General features: G+C 48.2%; 13 protein-coding genes, 3 tRNA genes and 1 pseudogene. 5 read left to right on the top strand and 12 right to left on the bottom strand.

Annotated features, from left to right (window positions below):
* Positions 1 to 124: 124 nt before the first annotated feature.
* Positions 125 to 2200, bottom strand: coding sequence for a sodium-translocating pyrophosphatase (locus ABXJ76_RS04975; protein WP_432744690.1), 2076 nt, complete (start codon positions 2198 to 2200; stop codon positions 125 to 127).
* A gap of 104 nt (positions 2201 to 2304) precedes the next feature.
* A complete protein-coding gene (locus tag ABXJ76_RS04970) occupies positions 2305 to 2784 on the bottom strand; it encodes a hypothetical protein (protein WP_432744688.1) in 480 nt (159 codons plus the stop codon).
* Between the two features lie 990 nt (positions 2785 to 3774).
* Between ABXJ76_RS04970 and ABXJ76_RS04965 the strand changes: the two are divergent.
* Positions 3775 to 5022 (top strand): annotated as a pseudogene (locus ABXJ76_RS04965) (IS3 family transposase).
* Between the two features lie 177 nt (positions 5023 to 5199).
* On the opposite strand, the gene ABXJ76_RS04960 reads toward ABXJ76_RS04965, so the two are convergent.
* From ABXJ76_RS04960 to ABXJ76_RS04930, 7 genes are all read right to left on the bottom strand, one after another.
* Entirely contained in the window at positions 5200 to 5412 is a 213-nt protein-coding gene (locus ABXJ76_RS04960) for a cold-shock protein (protein WP_340122123.1), read from the bottom strand.
* A 522-nt stretch (positions 5413 to 5934) separates the two neighbouring features.
* Positions 5935 to 6123, bottom strand: a complete 189-nt coding sequence (locus ABXJ76_RS04955) for a hypothetical protein (RefSeq protein WP_432744686.1) — start codon at positions 6121 to 6123, stop codon at positions 5935 to 5937.
* Between the two features lie 347 nt (positions 6124 to 6470).
* Complete coding sequence (locus ABXJ76_RS04950) at positions 6471 to 6986, bottom strand: hypothetical protein (RefSeq protein ID WP_432744684.1); 516 nt, start codon at positions 6984 to 6986, stop codon at positions 6471 to 6473.
* 17 nt (positions 6987 to 7003) lie between these two features.
* The gene (locus tag ABXJ76_RS04945) at positions 7004 to 7411 is read right to left on the bottom strand and encodes a BON domain-containing protein (RefSeq protein WP_432744682.1); all 408 of its coding nucleotides are present in this window, start codon (positions 7409 to 7411) and stop codon (positions 7004 to 7006) included.
* Between the two features lie 137 nt (positions 7412 to 7548).
* Positions 7549 to 7827, bottom strand: coding sequence for a CsbD family protein (locus tag ABXJ76_RS04940; protein WP_432744680.1), 279 nt, complete (start codon positions 7825 to 7827; stop codon positions 7549 to 7551).
* Positions 7828 to 8106: 279 nt separating this feature from the next.
* Positions 8107 to 8307, bottom strand: coding sequence for a CsbD family protein (locus ABXJ76_RS04935; protein WP_432744678.1), 201 nt, complete (start codon positions 8305 to 8307; stop codon positions 8107 to 8109).
* A 583-nt stretch (positions 8308 to 8890) separates the two neighbouring features.
* Positions 8891 to 9748, bottom strand: coding sequence for a LysR family transcriptional regulator (locus tag ABXJ76_RS04930; RefSeq protein ID WP_432744677.1), 858 nt, complete (start codon positions 9746 to 9748; stop codon positions 8891 to 8893).
* A gap of 139 nt (positions 9749 to 9887) precedes the next feature.
* Here ABXJ76_RS04930 and ABXJ76_RS04925 point away from each other — a divergent pair, with 139 nt between their 5' ends.
* Genes ABXJ76_RS04925 through ABXJ76_RS04910 form a run of 4 tightly spaced genes read left to right on the top strand, consistent with a single transcriptional unit; the run spans position 9888 to position 15003 of the window.
* A complete protein-coding gene (locus ABXJ76_RS04925; protein WP_432744676.1) occupies positions 9888 to 10748 on the top strand; it encodes a hypothetical protein in 861 nt (286 codons plus the stop codon).
* A 46-nt stretch (positions 10749 to 10794) separates the two neighbouring features.
* The gene (locus ABXJ76_RS04920; RefSeq protein ID WP_432744675.1) at positions 10795 to 12375 is read left to right on the top strand and encodes a DHA2 family efflux MFS transporter permease subunit; all 1581 of its coding nucleotides are present in this window, start codon (positions 10795 to 10797) and stop codon (positions 12373 to 12375) included.
* Positions 12375 to 13838, top strand: coding sequence for an efflux transporter outer membrane subunit (locus ABXJ76_RS04915; RefSeq protein WP_432744674.1), 1464 nt, complete (start codon positions 12375 to 12377; stop codon positions 13836 to 13838). The genes ABXJ76_RS04920 and ABXJ76_RS04915 overlap by 1 nt, the downstream gene beginning before the upstream one ends.
* Positions 13839 to 13845: 7 nt before the next feature.
* Positions 13846 to 15003 (top strand): HlyD family efflux transporter periplasmic adaptor subunit, encoded by a 1158-nt coding sequence (locus ABXJ76_RS04910; protein ID WP_432744672.1) that lies wholly within the window; start codon positions 13846 to 13848, stop codon positions 15001 to 15003.
* Between the two features lie 197 nt (positions 15004 to 15200).
* Here ABXJ76_RS04910 and ABXJ76_RS04905 read toward each other — a convergent pair.
* The 3 genes from ABXJ76_RS04905 to ABXJ76_RS04895 all read right to left on the bottom strand — a co-directional run bounded on the left by ABXJ76_RS04905 (position 15201) and on the right by ABXJ76_RS04895 (position 15470).
* Positions 15201 to 15276, bottom strand: a tRNA-His gene (locus tag ABXJ76_RS04905).
* 34 nt (positions 15277 to 15310) lie between these two features.
* Positions 15311 to 15387 (bottom strand) — tRNA-Arg (locus tag ABXJ76_RS04900).
* A gap of 6 nt (positions 15388 to 15393) precedes the next feature.
* Positions 15394 to 15470, bottom strand: a tRNA-Pro gene (locus tag ABXJ76_RS04895).
* Positions 15471 to 15520: the final 50 nt, after the last annotated feature.

Here is a 15520-nt window from a genome sequence, read left to right as displayed (position 1 = left end):
ATACACATCGCTTAAGCCTATTCAATTAAAAAAATACTTTTACCACAAAGACGCGAAGAGCATGAAGAAAAGCAAAAATAAAAACCTGCGTTTGCGGGATAATTACAAAATTTCGCGTGCTTCTTTAAAAATTAAGCCACCCCGAACCGAATGAAGTCGCAAAAACAAGACTGACTATAGTCATCAGCTTGATTAAGATATTTAAAGACGGGCCGCTGGTGTCTTTAAACGGATCGCCTACCGTATCGCCCACCACCGCAGCTTTGTGAGAAGCGGAACCCTTGCCGCCGTATTGCCCTGTTTCAATCCATTTTTTCGCATTGTCCCAGGCACCACCCGCATTCGCCATCATCACCGCCAGCAAAAATCCGGACGACATCGTGCCGACGAGCATACCCGCGAGGGCCTCTTTACCCAAAACATGCCCTACAACTATTGGCACAATGACCGCCAATGCGCCAGGCAAGATCATTTCACGCAAAGCGCTTTCGGTGCTGATACCGACACAGGCCGCGTAATCAGGCTTTCCTGTGCCGTCCATCAAGCCCGGAATTTCACGAAACTGACGACGCACTTCAACAACAATCTCGTGAGCCGCTTTACCGACAGCCAGCATGGTCAGCGCGGAAAACAGATAAGGCATCATCGCGCCAATCAGGAGTCCCGGCAGCACAGTAGGCCCCAGAATATTCAAATTGTCGATTTTTGCGGCGGTCACATAAGCGGCTAATAGAGCCAGCGCCGTTAACACTGCCGAGCCGATCGCAAAACCTTTACCGGTAGCGGCAGTGGTGTTGCCTAAGCTATCCAGCGCATCAGTACGGAGCCGCACTTCACTGGGCAGGTGACTCATTTCAGCAATGCCGCCCGCATTATCGGCAACCGGGCCGTAAGCATCGGTCGCCAAGGTAACACCCAAGGTGCTAAGCATGCCCACACCCGCCAAAGCAACTGCGTAAAGACCGGCGGCCATCGTGCCGTCGGCCTTATGCCCCAGCCATATACTCAACAAGATAGCCGTCGCGACTATCAATACCGGAAATACGGTACTCATCATGCCTACCGCCAAGCCTTGAATAATGGTGGTTGCAGCGCCTGTTTGTGTAGTATAAGCAATGCCTTGCGTGGGTTTTTCCGAGTAGGCTGTGTAATATTCAGTCACATAAGCAATGGCGTTACCTGCCACCAAACCGACCAGGATAACCAACCCATAATTATAATTGACACCCGAGTAATATATAACAAGTAAAGAAAGCGCCAAAATAAGCATTGAAGCCCCCCAAACTGAACGACGCAACACTTTCAACAACTCATCCAAACTGGGGGCTTTGGCGTCCTTTGTATTTTTTGCGGATGTTAACTTCCTGCCGGTCACCATATAAATACCGAACAAACTGGCAATTATGCCTACTGCGGCAACCAGAAAAGGCAGTCCGATAAAAGCCGGAGATTTTGCACCCAACGCCGCACCTAGAGTAGCCGCAGCAATAATTGAACCCGTATAACTTTCAAACAAGTCGGCCCCCATGCCGGCAACGTCACCGACATTATCGCCCACATTATCGGCAATGACGGCGGGATTGCGCGGATCGTCTTCCGGAATGCCTTGCTCGACCTTACCGACCAAATCTGCACCCACATCGGCGGCTTTGGTATAAATGCCGCCGCCGACCCTGGCAAACAGCGCAATACTGCTGGCGCCGAAACCAAAACCGGTAATATAGATCAATTGATTCGGATTGCCGTTAAATATCAAAAACAGAACCGTCATGCCGATCAAACTAAAACTGACCACCGCCATGCCCATAATCGAGCCGCTGCCAAAGGCAACGCGCAAGCCTTCATGCAGGCTTCGACTGGCCGCCGCTGCGGTTCGGACGTTGGCGCGAACTGCCACATACATCCCCAAGTAGCCCGCACTTGCCGATGCAATCGCACCGACCACAAAACAAAGCGCAGTCTGCCAATGTAAAAACGAAGCAATAACCGTAGCGACAATCGCAACAAAAATCGCAATGACTCGATATTCTCGCGACAAAAAAGCCGTAGATCCTTCTTGAATAGCCTTGGCAATGGCTTGCATGGTTTCATTACCCCGGTCATAGGCAAGAACACGTCGCAACTCTCGAATCACGAATAAACTCCCGACTAAGCCCATCAATAATGCAATAAGAACTGATTCAGATGCTGTAAACATCATAGCTTCCTCTCCTCTTTGGTTGGCTTGGTTAAACCAAACACAATTTTTTATTATTTTTTAGTTATCACACAAATATGAACAGCCATAGCCATTAGAAGCGGCATTTACGCAAGACGCAACTGTTTAAGTGTGGCACAAGCATCACCCCCATTGATCTCAGGAATTATTCTTAATTCCAGTGCCTTTAATTGATTAAGCCTGACCTCATAATGCTCAATTTCGCAGGTGGTATTTGGCGGACTAAAGTGATATTGCTGACGCAAAATCTCGTGGTAAGCGTCCTCATTATCCATCAGCCAAAGCAGCACAAATTCTTGAGTGCGCGACTGCTGTCGCTCCTCAAACATAAGAACAATATGCTCGATAGTCCGGGGTTGATCAAAAACAACACGAATTATTTGTTCACCGGCAATTGCCGCCTGCCATCCTGACACAGAATCCGCCGTCAATACTAAGGCCGACTCGACAGGATGTTCCAGACACTCCGAGGTAAACTCTACTTGGGCTAAATGCTCCAGATCCAGAAAATCCAGATCGGAAGATGGGGTGTTTTCACCGGCCTGATTGATTATTGTTTTGCGCATTCTTGCTCACCTGTTGCAGTGTGTAGTACCAACTGGCACTAGCCTATGTCAAGAAACAGTGTAAACCACCGTTGGTGAATAATAATGGATATTTTTCTCTCCTTGCGCCTTTCACCTCAATAATCGACATCCTTAATCGGCCCCATCATATCCTTAACCGACATTTTCCCCTCACCTCCCTGCCTTACAGCAAGTTATTGGTTAAAACATCCCTTTGGGATGAAGCCAAAGATTGGGAAGGGGCATGCATCCCCTGCCCAATCCGCGCCCGATAAAGCAACATCGCTTCGCTTGTTGCGGGGCGCTCCTTTCGACCTAAAAGCCGAGGTTTAAACCAGCAAGGAAGATTGATTAATTCCAAGCCACAGAAAACCGTTAATGAGGATTCTGGGATGATTATTCGTAAATTACGCAAAAAATTAGAATATTAGCGCTAATAACTCCAGCATAATCCGCAAGTCACCCGATCAACTTAAAGCGCAAGCCTTTAAATGCTATCTCCCGAACTGCTTAACTCACTGGCGACCCAAGGACAATCAAAGCCATCCTTAGCTATATAATACAATCATCCATGCTTATGCCGCCTCGACTTTCCCAATCCAAAGAACAGCGTCGTGGCTCAGCTGTGTGCCTGTGGCATATCATGGCTAATAAAGTTGATTCATGCGTTATTCAGCAATCACCGGTTATTCTTTCTTATCATTATTTACATAAGGGATACGGTAATGGCATTAATAACAAGAAGAATTATGCTCTGCGGGTTGATACTGTTAGTCAGCGCTTGCGTATATCCACATCATTTTTATGACGGAGGTCACGGTCATGGCGGTCACTATCGCGATGGCGATGGCGATAGACATCGCGGCAATGGCCATCGTGAACGAAGGCATCATTAAGCCAACACCACAACTCCCTGCTGCAGACTATAGTGGACCCCGAAAACCGGACAATAGTTTAAGCTATGCTCTGTCGATAAATGAGAAGCAGGAAATGAGCGAAAGCAAACGGAAGATTTATACAGGGGCGCAAAAAGCCAAGATCGCCTTGGAAGCGGTTCGAGGCATAAAGGCCATCAATGAGATTGCCCAGGATAACAACGTCCATCCGACTCAGGTTAGTCAATGGAAAAAGGAATTGATGGACAATGCAGGCAGGCAGCCTGTTTGATGGTAAGCGGGGACCGAAGCCTACCGATGCACAGAGCGATCCGGATCGGCTGTATGCCAAAATCGGGCAATTGAACATGGAATTGGACTGGCTTAAAAAAAAGTCTGGACTCAGCCTATAGATGAGTGGCAATCGTGGATAGCACCGGATAATACACTGGCGCTATCCCTGCAATGCAAGCTGCTCCAGGTTACGCGCTCGGTCGTCTATGCCCATAAAAAGCGTTTACTGAAAGCCGTTGATGAAGATGAATGCCTGTTGTTGCAGTTGCTCGATGAAGAGTATACGCGGCACCCCTTTTATGGCTCACGGCGTATGACGAAATACTTATGCGGACTTGGGCACAGGGTTAATCGCAAACGAGTTCAGCGCTTGATGCAAACGCTAGGCCTGGCTGGGATGACCCCTGGCCCCAATACCGGTAAGCCGCATCCGCAACATAAGATTTATCCCTATCTGTTAAGGGGCATCGACATCATTCGCCCCAATCAAGTATGGAGCACTGATATTACTTATATCCGGCTACCGCGCGGCTTCGTTTATTTGGTGGCAATCATCGACTGGTATAGCCGCAAAATACTTTCCTGACGGTTGTCGAACACCATGGATGCGGGATTCTGTGTCGACTGTTTGGAAGAAGCCATCAAGGCCTACGGGATGCCTGAGATCTTCAATAGTGACCAGGGATCGCAATTCACCAGCGATGCTTTTACTGGCGTGCTGCTCAACAGCGGCATCACGATCAGCATGGATGGGCGTGGTCGCGCACTGGACAATATTTTTGTCGAGCGGCTCTGGAGAACGGTGAAATATGAAGAAGTCTATTTGAAGCAGCATGACAGTGTACAGAGCTTGCTGATGGGATTGACCGACTACTTCATGTTTTATAATGAAGAGCGGCGTCATCAATCATTGGGCTATGAAACACCCAGTGTGGTTTACCAAACAGCTAGGGGTGGCGGTGCAATGATCGTGGATAAATACGGGGCGGCAGAAATATCAGTTCCCGTATCAAAAAATTGGGACAGCGCCATTCAGCTGGAGTGTGAACAGGCCTCTATCTTAAATTAAGGCATTATTTGCCTGGACAATGGGCTCCACTATAGAGTTGCTAATGCATCCGTCAAAAATCGACAGACATAAAAAAACCGGCAGTCCTTTTGGGGAATCTGCCGGTTCTTAGGATTTTGTGGAGGCAAGGAAAATTCTCCCGCCTCCCGCCCGCATGCTGCTGCGGGCGTTTCGTACTTAGATGACCGTTACGTTTTCAGCTTGCGGGCCTTTTTGGCCTTGCGCTACGCTGAACTGTACTTTTTGGCCTTCATCCAGCGATTTGTAGCCGCCGGAGTTATTGATTTGTTGAAAATGTACGAATACGTCGGGGCCTGATGCTTGTTCGATAAAGCCAAAGCCTTTATCTGAATTAAACCATTTAACGATGCCAGTAGTTATTGTAGACATAATGAGTCCTGTAAAAATTTGAGTATATAAAGCCTTAAAAAAAGGCAGATTGAGCCGGTAAATTTGGAAATTACAAAATGAAAAACAGGACGAAGAACTACAGAAGATACATCGAAATGGTAAGCAGAGGGTAAATCTTATTTCTAAGTTAGAACTAGTATAAGCTTTTGATTTCAATTATGTCAAGGTATATTTTTCTATAGCCTTAACACCTATCAGTTTCTCATGACCCCACAAAATACCGGCAGAGGTAGGTCATTAGGCGGTGTAATCCACGTTTAAACAAAGAGACCAAGCTGCAGTAGAGTTTTTTAAAACTCCAATATTCAGAGCTGGTCTACTATCGTGTTTTTTTCAAGTGACGCGGTAGGATTCAGTACTTAAAGTGAATCCCATTGCCCAGACAATATTTTATCACGATTAAGAAGGTATCGATTCCGATACAGCAGATTGGCGCTGCTCCTTTCGAGTTATACAAAATCCGGTTCTCAATCAAGCAATTAAGAACCGGAAAATCTTATATTATTTGTCTTTTGTATCGGTTGTAGTGGTAGAGGTCGATTCTTTAATTGTAATTGGTTCTTCAGCCGGAGCCGGGGCTGGTGTTGTAACGCTTTTGGTGGTGGTAGAGGTGGATTCCGTTTCTTTGCTACAGCCAGCCAATAACGCCAAAGTAACTAAACCAGCAGCAATAATTTCTTTAGTTTTCATAGTATGATCCTATTATAAGTTTTATTAGACGATTTCTTTATCCGAGGCTGTAAGTTAAAACCCAGAAAAACGCTATAAATTATAGACTTAACTTTCCTTCCATTTATTAAAGATAGCTTATCACCTTCCAATAAGTAAACAAGATTATAAGGTATTTTAAGATTTATGGGCTTTGGGCTTACGTCCTATTTTGATGATAATGTAGCTTTCAGCAATATGTCAATTATTCAATATGATACATAACAAAACGCCTCTGCAATTATTACCTGATTATGTGCAATTCGGCCGTGTAGGATCTCACCTGACGAACGAGGTGCGTCATTTATAAATCATGCGCCTCGTTTTAATTAAACAGATGCTTCCCCAGTCGAGGAAATATCCTCTGCCTGAGCATTTTTGAAAATTTCTTTTGCCTGATCACGCTCTTCGCTGCTATCCGTATGTACAGAAATCAAGGCACTTCCTCCCTCAATTTTTCCTTCATAGCGTTTGGCTTCATACTCCGGAATACCTAATCCAATTAAGGCTCCAGCCAAACCTCCAGAGGCGGCGCCTACTGCCGCACCACTTAATGCACCCATAATAGGCCCTGCGGCGATTAACGGACCGACGCCTGGAATAGCCAGCGCGCCAATCCCGGCTAACAATCCGACCACGGCGCCAGTACCTAAACCCACTGCCCCACCGATAGCCGCACCTTCCGGCGCTTTGGTGTGCTTCTCATAAGCAAAATCCTTGGTGGTGGTTTTGTCAGGAAATAGCACCGATATATCATCAGTTAAAAAACCGGCTGTTTTCAGGTTATTAACAATGCTCTCTGTCTGCTCGAGATTTTTGGCGATACAAAAAACTGCTTTCTTCATGTGATTCTCCTAAACCTTTAAGGCGCTTTATTTTCAAGTTGATTATCTACCTGCACTACACCAGGCATTTTCTCGGCGATTTTTTGCAGTTTCGTGCTTTCAGCTTCACTTGCAACAGGCCCACGTAAAGTCACCACGCCATTACGCGTGATGATTTTTACATTCTGCGCATTGACTGATAAGGATTTATCTCTAACCACGGCTTGACGTATCTTAGCTGTGATTTCAATATCCTTTTTGGTCTCCTTTTGGTCTTCCGGAGTTAAGGTAGCGTTGTCCTTGTCGCGAACATTAAGCTCGGTATTTTCCAATGCTGAGTCAGCCGTTAAATAAATAGCCGTATTTTGTTCGGCTCGAACAACGCCTGTCATCAGTAGTAAGCTGCTTGTTAATGCGAACATAACTAACAATAATCGTGTAAACATAATAATATCCTTAATAGTAAGCATTTATTTTTAATAAAATTTCAACTACATCCACGTCGAACCGAAGCTGATGGCCTTTTATTGCAAGGCTTTCAGATAATTGAAAGCCTCTATGGTTTCGCCGACATAGGCTCATTTTAGTTGCCTTTCTTAATATCCTGTTTGAGATCACCATAGCCCTTCTGAACCTTACCAATATTCTTTTGGGCATTGCCCTCTACCTGCATTTTTTTGTCGTCCAATATCACGCCGGTCGCTTCCTTTACTTTACCTTTGGCTTCATCGACTCGGCCTTCTACTTGATCTTTGTTTATAGGTGCAGCGTCTTGACTTTCTGCGGCATAAGCGCCAAACGAGCAGAATGTTAAAACGATGATCGCCCCTAAACCAGGGAGTTTTACGTTAGTCAATTTCATGTTTATTTCCTGTAAGAAATATTTGTGAGTATCTCATTGCCGTCGTGCAGTAGCGCTCGTTTTATGTGTCTTTCTTGATATTTTCATTGAAATCACCAAAGCCCGCTATGACTTTACCAACGTTTTTTGGACATGTTCTTCCAGCTTCACCTCATCGTCATCCTGCATCTTGAAAGTGACCTTCTTAACCTTACCTTTGGCCGTCCGAAGGTTATTGGCATAGCCATACTGCAGGAGCCCTTGACAACAGCGTTAAGTCAGAATCATAAAAAACAATCATCAACGTTGAGTCTTCTCCCAGTCCTTGACCTGCTTTTCGGCTTCCTCTTTTACCATCCCATATTTCTCTTGGACCTTACCAACGAGAATATCGCGTTTTCCTGCGATTTGATCGAGTTCATCATCGGTCAAATCACCCCATTGCTCTTTGACCTTACCCGTGAATTGTTTCCAGTTACCCGCTACTTGATCCCAGTTCATGTCTATTCCCCCTTACTGTGTATAAAAAGTTAAACTTCTCCTAACAGACAAACTAAGCTTAAAGGCTAACAGTTATACTTTTCGCTATAAGCTTAAAAATAATTTAGCATCTGGACCAGAAGATATCTGTACGGTAACACACATAATAATTCAGCCCTTACTTGTAACGGCTTGCACTTAAAACCAATCATGCTCGCATTTAACGTAACCGTGGTATTTCTGAAATAATTGGGCAAAACACGCGTAATTATTCGGCGATAGCAAATAAATACCCGCATCAACGTTGAGCTGAAACTGACCCGCAAGCGACATTCGTCACTGCCCTGATCGACAGTCTGTTCCAAGACCTAAAGCAGCCGCTCAGATATTTTATGGAAGTAATAACGCTCTCGTCTCAGCGGGCGATGAACGCTTAGAAAACAACATGACAAAACGGATCAGCTACTGCGGAAGTCGGCCCAACCACAGAAATTTAAGATCTAAGCCCAGGCGCTTCTGCGAGCGCACTAAAAATAAGTTTGTAAAAACGCTTATTCCAATGGATTTTCTGTCGGTAAGTCGCGACCTTTTGAGCAGGATGTCATCAATAGGTCTTTTGTCGCTCAATCGCGGCTAACGACCTTAAATGATCGAGCACCTGTTGTAATATGACGGAATCGCTATCACGCGGAGAAACCATATAAGCCGGTAATTTGAATTGCGGATTATCGGGCACATGAAACAGTTTTTGAGTTTTAATCAACGGTTCGGCAATACGTATCGGCAAAAAGCCAGAACCGCCATTACTGAGAATTAACTGCACCGCCAGCCAGCCGATATTGACCACTTGGGCCGAGCGTTCGAGGTTAGGATAACTGTTACTGTGCTCAGCGTAAAATCCCGGCCCCCAGTCGACATAGATGTAATCATCATTGGGCCATGACTTACCGGGATCGGTGGTCATCAACAACAAGGTTTCATCGAATAAATGTTCAATCTGCAGTCCCGGACTATGTTGCGGCGTGTACATCATCCCTATGTCCATCGAGCCTTCGATAAGACTGCGCATTAAATCCTCTTCAAAACCGATATCGCTGCGTATTGAAATATCCGGTACCTGTACGCGTATGCTGCCAATCCATTCCGGCAGCAAGGCTTCCCACAAGGCAATCCGCGCTCCAATGGTAATACTGGCGCGGTAGCGGCTGGGCAGGCCAATGTCATGCCGCGCCTGTTCGAGCATTAATAACAGTGATTTGGCGTGACGTAAAAACCGCCGCCCCGGCAGCGTTAACGTGGCACCGGAACGATTACGCACAAATAGGGAAACACCCAAATACGCTTCCAGACGCTGTATGCGTGTGCTCACTGTCGATTGAGTCACATACAGTCTACCGGCGGCCTCTAGAAAGCTGCCGTTGGCGGCGACACTCAAAAATGTTCTGATCTGATCAATGTCCATAGCGTTAGTATCGGACTTGTCAATATTAATGTTTAATAAAAATCGTTTGTCTTATATTAACTTTGTTTTTATAGTTGTTTGCACTATGAATCGCCGATCCGTGTAGAAGCGATGCGCATAATCCTGCGGGAGATCACTGATGCAAACATCATTCAAAGCAACCATTCATAAAGAAAATTCTGTTTATCAGCCGATAATAAATAAAAGCGTTGCTGTTGCGCTGGCCTTGCTAGTCAGCGGCTGTTGGGCGCCGGCAATCAAACCGCCCGTTTCTGAAATCAACAAGCTCAGCACCATACTGGTCGTTCCGGTCGAAGCGCCACCTCTTGAAATCATACCCGATCCATTGGAAGAGCGTATACCGGTGTACAGGCATTACCGAAACATGTCGGTGGATTTTTCATTGCCGAAAAAACTCTACCGAACGTCAGGAGGCGTCATCATTGCCGGTTTAGTCAGCGAGGACGACGACCAGGATTTAACCATCCAGGACGAACAAACGTCACCGATCCTGGCGATCGCTGCAGGGTCTGAACAGATCTGGACGCCAACGCTTGTTTTGGCGCAGCAGGCGGCAACTCAATTGACCGAGAACAACATTAAAGTTATATTGAATCGCTATTATTATCGTCTACCCATGGCAGATACAGATCGCAACGCTCAGTTAACGCATTGGCATGACGCTATTTCGGAATGGTATGGACAGAATGTGACGACTGTTGATTATCAACAATATGCCGGAATCGATGCGGTATTAGAGCTGGGGTTCGGAAACTACAGAGTTTTTGAAGGACAGACTTCGGTACAAGTGCTGATGAAGTTGATTGATCCTCACACCCGGCGAGTCATTGCCCGAACTCGCGCCGAGACTTTTACTGTCGAAGGGGCCGGACAAGCTACTCTTAATCGGGACAGCGAACCATTTAAACAGTTGGTATCGGAAATGAGTTTGCACCTTGTCAAGCAAGGGTTGAATGATATTGGCTGGCGACTGCAATAACTTGCCGACAGACCAGGGCAAACAGCATCCTGATTGAAGAGGAACGATGACTATCATCTACGATAAACAGCTCCAAGGATGGCGATTTGTTTTATTCAATATCTGCTTGGGCCTGAGCCATGCACTGGTGATATTCAATGCCGGGGCGTATATCGCGATGCTGCCGCGGGTTGCCGCGGACCTGGGTATTCCGCCCAGTTTTGCTACCTGGACGCAGACCGATTACATGATCGGACTGGCCCTCGCCTTTCCGGTGGGCGGCTGGTTGTCGCGGCGGATGGGTGAATATCGTCCTTTTGTTGCGGCCTTTTTTGTGTTTGCACTGGCATCGGTTATCTGCGCCACTGCGACCTCGTTTTATGGCTATCTGGCCGGACGCATTTTGCTGGGGTTTGCCGGCGGCTTGACGCTGCCGTTGGGACAATCGCTGCTGATCAAGGAATATCCGGATAAACGAAAATCGATCGGCATCGGCGTTTGGAGTGTGTTTACCTTAACACCGTTTACCTTCGGGCCGCCTATAGGAGGCTGGATAGCCGACACGCTGGGTTGGCGCTGGCTATTTTGGTTCAATATTCCGATAGCGTTGGCCATCGGCGGTATCGTCGGCGCCTTGCTTTATCAACGTGGCAGTAAACGACTCCGGCATCGTTTCGATAGCCTTGGTTTTGTGCTGATTACCCTGACACTGTTCGGCTTTCAAACCTTGCTCAACCAAGGTAACGACCTGGACTGGAATAATTCCTTGTATATCAACAGCCTGATTATTTTCATCGTCGTCACGCTGATTTATTGGGTGATCTGGGAATTGAGCCTGCGCCGCCCTTTTCTGGATATAAGTTTGTTCGCGCAGCGGAATTTTACGATTGGCGCGGTCATTTTATTCGTGGGTTTTTTGTTGTTTCAGGGGCTGTTATCGATGCTGATAGTGCAGTTGCAACTGTCCCTCGGTTATTCATCGTTATTGGCAGGCTTGGTGTTTCTGCCGATGGCGATTTTCGCCAAACCGATGGCCGGCGTGTTTCATGAAATCGTCAAACGCTTCGACGCCCGCTTGCTCGCCTCGATTAATTGTCTGGGTTTTGCGGCAACCTATTTCTGGCTGAGCCGGTTCGACGGTCAGGATGCTTTCGCACAACTGTTCTGGCCCAAGTTACTGGAAGGCGCCTGCCTGGGCAGTTTCTTCGTGCCGCTGACCGCCTTGCTGTTGCATGGACTGCCCCCGGAGCGTCAATGGCGGGCGGTGGAATTGGCAAGCCTTATGCGTATTGCCGCCGGCGCCATCGGCATTGCACTGCAAGGCATTGTGCTTTATCGACGGACGCCGTTGCATATGACCCGGTTCGCCGAGACCCACACCGCTTTCGATTCAAGCTTTGAGCAAATCCTGGATACCTTGATTGTGACCGGTTTTAGCGAATCGGCAGCTGTCGCCAAGCTCGCCAAATTGGCCGGCCGAAACTCGATGATTCACGGCATGAATGATGCTTTCTGGATGGCAGGTTGCATCTTTGTCGGCTTGGCGATAGTGGTTTGGTTTGCGAACCCGACCAAGCAGCCTGCCAAGCGCACATTAAGCCAGGCCCAGCGTCGTGAAGCTCAAGAAATACTGATGGAGGAACCTTGATGCAAACTGGTCTCAGATACCGATTTTTAGTTTTTTGGATCAGCTTGGCTGCCTTACTGATCTCGTTGCCCGGTTGTGCCTGGTTTGGCGATGAAAGCAAACGCGCAAAGATGATGTCCGTGCCGGAAATGTCGCAATCGCTGGCCTCAGCCCGCCCATCGTTGTCTGCCAATGCGCCATGGCCGCAACCCGCATGGTGGGAGGTCTTCGAAACCCCGGCGTTGAACCGGCTAATAGCTGCGGCATTGGCTGACAATCCCAATTTCAAGGCAGCGGCGGCACGTTTGCGGCAATCCCAAGCCATGGTCGATGCTCAGGCAGCAGAGCTTTATCCCACCGTCGATGCCAATGTCAGTTTCAGCGCCCAGCGTTTCTCAGCCAACAGCACCCAGGCCAAGCTTGCCGGGGAAAATTTCCGGCAGTTGCTGATCAATCCGTTGGTATTACGTTATCACCTGGATTTCTGGGGGCGTGACCAAGCGGCACTGGAAGCTGCCGTCGGCAGGTCGCTTGCGGTTGCAACCGAGCTGGCCGATGCCAAATTGTTGCTGGCTTCGGCAGTTGCCGGCCGTTATTTCGATCTGGTAGCGTCCAGCGAAAAACTGACGATTGCGGAAAAAATTGTGACCGACCGAAAAGCTTTGTTAGCGCTGCAACAAGTGCGTCTGGCAACCGGCCTGGTGACTGCTGCGCCGGTGCTGCAAGCAAAGATGGCGCTCAATGCGGCACGACAAACCGAAGCCGGCGTGCGTGCCGAGGTCGATTTGCAAAAAAACCTGTTGGCCGCGCTCGCCGGAAAAGGCCCCGACTGGGGCCGCAGTATCGTGATCGCAAGCGGTGTTTTCCCCAAACATCTGGCTTTACCCGCTGACTTGCCGCTGCGCCTGTTGGCACACCGGCCTGACGTCACCGCCGCGCGACTGCATGCACAAGCCGCCGCCCAGGAAATCAAGGTCGCTGAAACCGCATTCTATCCAGACGTCAACCTGATTGCTTTCACCGGTCTGCACAGCGTCAGCCTGACCGATGTATTGCTGCAGGGTTCCAGTCTTGCCTATGCAGTCGGCCCATCAATCGAGTTTCCAATCTTTGAAGGCGGTCGCTTGCGTGCCAATCTGACCTATCAGCAAGCCGGTTATGACGTCGCCGTGGAACGTTATAACGGCAGTCTTGTGCATGCAGTTCAGGAAGTGGCCGATGCCCTTAGCCGATGGCGCGAGACTGACACGCGCATCGCCGAACAACAACAAACTGTTGCCGACGCTGCCGAAGCTGAACGCCTCGCGGATAGTCTCAATCGCACCGGCCTCAACGACCGCAACGAATTAATGCTGGCGTGCGTAGCCGCACACCAACAACGCTTTCGACTGGCAACGCTGAAAGGCGAGCATTTTAAAACTGCTGTGCAGGTCATCCAGGCACTGGGCGGGGGCTTTAACGAAATCAGCGCTAAACCTCAATAAAACCACTATGCAAAATAACATTCGTCCCAAGGAAATCATTCATCAACGCAATCGACGGCTAATAGGGGTGACGCTGTCGATAATATTGGTGTGCTTGGGATATTCCGGCTACTGGTGGACGCTTAACCGTGGTCGGGTTAGCACCGACGATGCCTTTGTAATGGGACATCTGATTACTTTGAAAGCACAGACCGAGGGCACTGTCGTCGAAATTCTGACGGAAAACACCCAGCATGTGCAAAAAGGTGACGTGCTGATCAAGCTGGACGGCACCCACGCGGAAATTGCCTTGCAACAAGCCGAGGCCGAATTAGGCGAAACAGTGCGCAATATTGTCAGTTTGACGGCGAAAGCCGATACCTTTAAACAGCGCATTATCGCCAAGGAAGCCGCGCTGAATCAGGTTCGTCACGATCTTGTCCGCTTTAAAGAGGCGGCACATGACGGTGCCGTATCGAATCAACAGGTACAAAATACCCAGGATAAAATCCGTGAACTCGAAGCTGTCATTGGCGAAACCCAGGCCGAAAAAACCGGCGTTGAAGCCCAAATACGCGGCACTGCGATCGACAACCATCCTGCTATCGAAAAAGCCAAGAGTCGGATTCTCACCGCCTTTTTGAATTACCAACGCCGCAACATCATCGCACCGGTATCGGGTTATGTCGCCAAACGCAACGTTCAAATAGGTGACAATGTCAAGGCGGGCACGCCTCTGCTGGCGATTGTGCCGCTGGACGACCTATGGATAGACGCCAACTTTCTGGAAACCCAGATCGCCGGAATCCGTCCGGGACAATCGGCCGAAATCAGGGTCGATGCCTATGGCGATGAGCTGATCTATCACGGCAACGTGCAAGGCATCACTCCTGGCACCGGCAGCACCTTTGCGCTGTTGCCGACCGATAATGCAACCGGCAACTTTATTCATATCGCCGAACGTGTGCAGGTGCGTATTGGGCTGGACCCCAAAGAGCTGAGGGACAATCCCTTGCAACCGGGACTTTCTACATTCACCCGCATCAATATCAGTGAGCAAGGGCAATCGTTGCTATCGTCCTTAGTTCATGCCGATGGCGACGCCTATCGAACCGATATTTACGATCACGAATTAGACGGTGTGGATCAACGTATCCGGCAGATCATTACCTCGAACAAGCGGTAAAGCATAAATGTTCAAATGTGTTGCGGCTTAATAAAATCAGGGACTAAGGGAGTTTAGAATTTCACAAGGAATTGCCTTGATCGAAACTGAGAAATCTTTTTCGGAGGGAAATGCTTTGCTGATGATGGCTACTGTATTTTGAAGAGAAAGCTTAATCTTTTTTTTTCGCTTAAAAATGACGGCAGCTACTAATTTAATGGGGTGGGCGACGGGGCTCGAACCCGCGACAACCGGAATCACAATCCGGGACTCTACCAACTGAGCTACGCTCACCATAATATGGCGGTGTTACGAGGATATTCTATAATGGTGCGCTTGGCAGGACTCGAACCTGCGACCCCCGGCTTAGAAGGCCGGTGCTCTATCCGGTTGAGCTACAAGCGCTAAATTTGGTCGGGGTAGAGAGATTCGAACTCCCGACATCCTGCTCCCAAAGCAGGCGCGCTACCAAACTGCGCTATACCCCGATAATCTTCTTTTTAATGGCTTGTTAAACTTTAAAACCACCCTTGAAGAG

It is taken from the genome of Methylobacter arcticus (genome assembly GCF_050917435.1).
In the GTDB taxonomy this organism is placed as follows: domain Bacteria; phylum Pseudomonadota; class Gammaproteobacteria; order Methylococcales; family Methylomonadaceae; genus Methylobacter_A; species Methylobacter_A titanis.
This window is presented reverse-complemented; position numbering and strand designations above follow the sequence as displayed.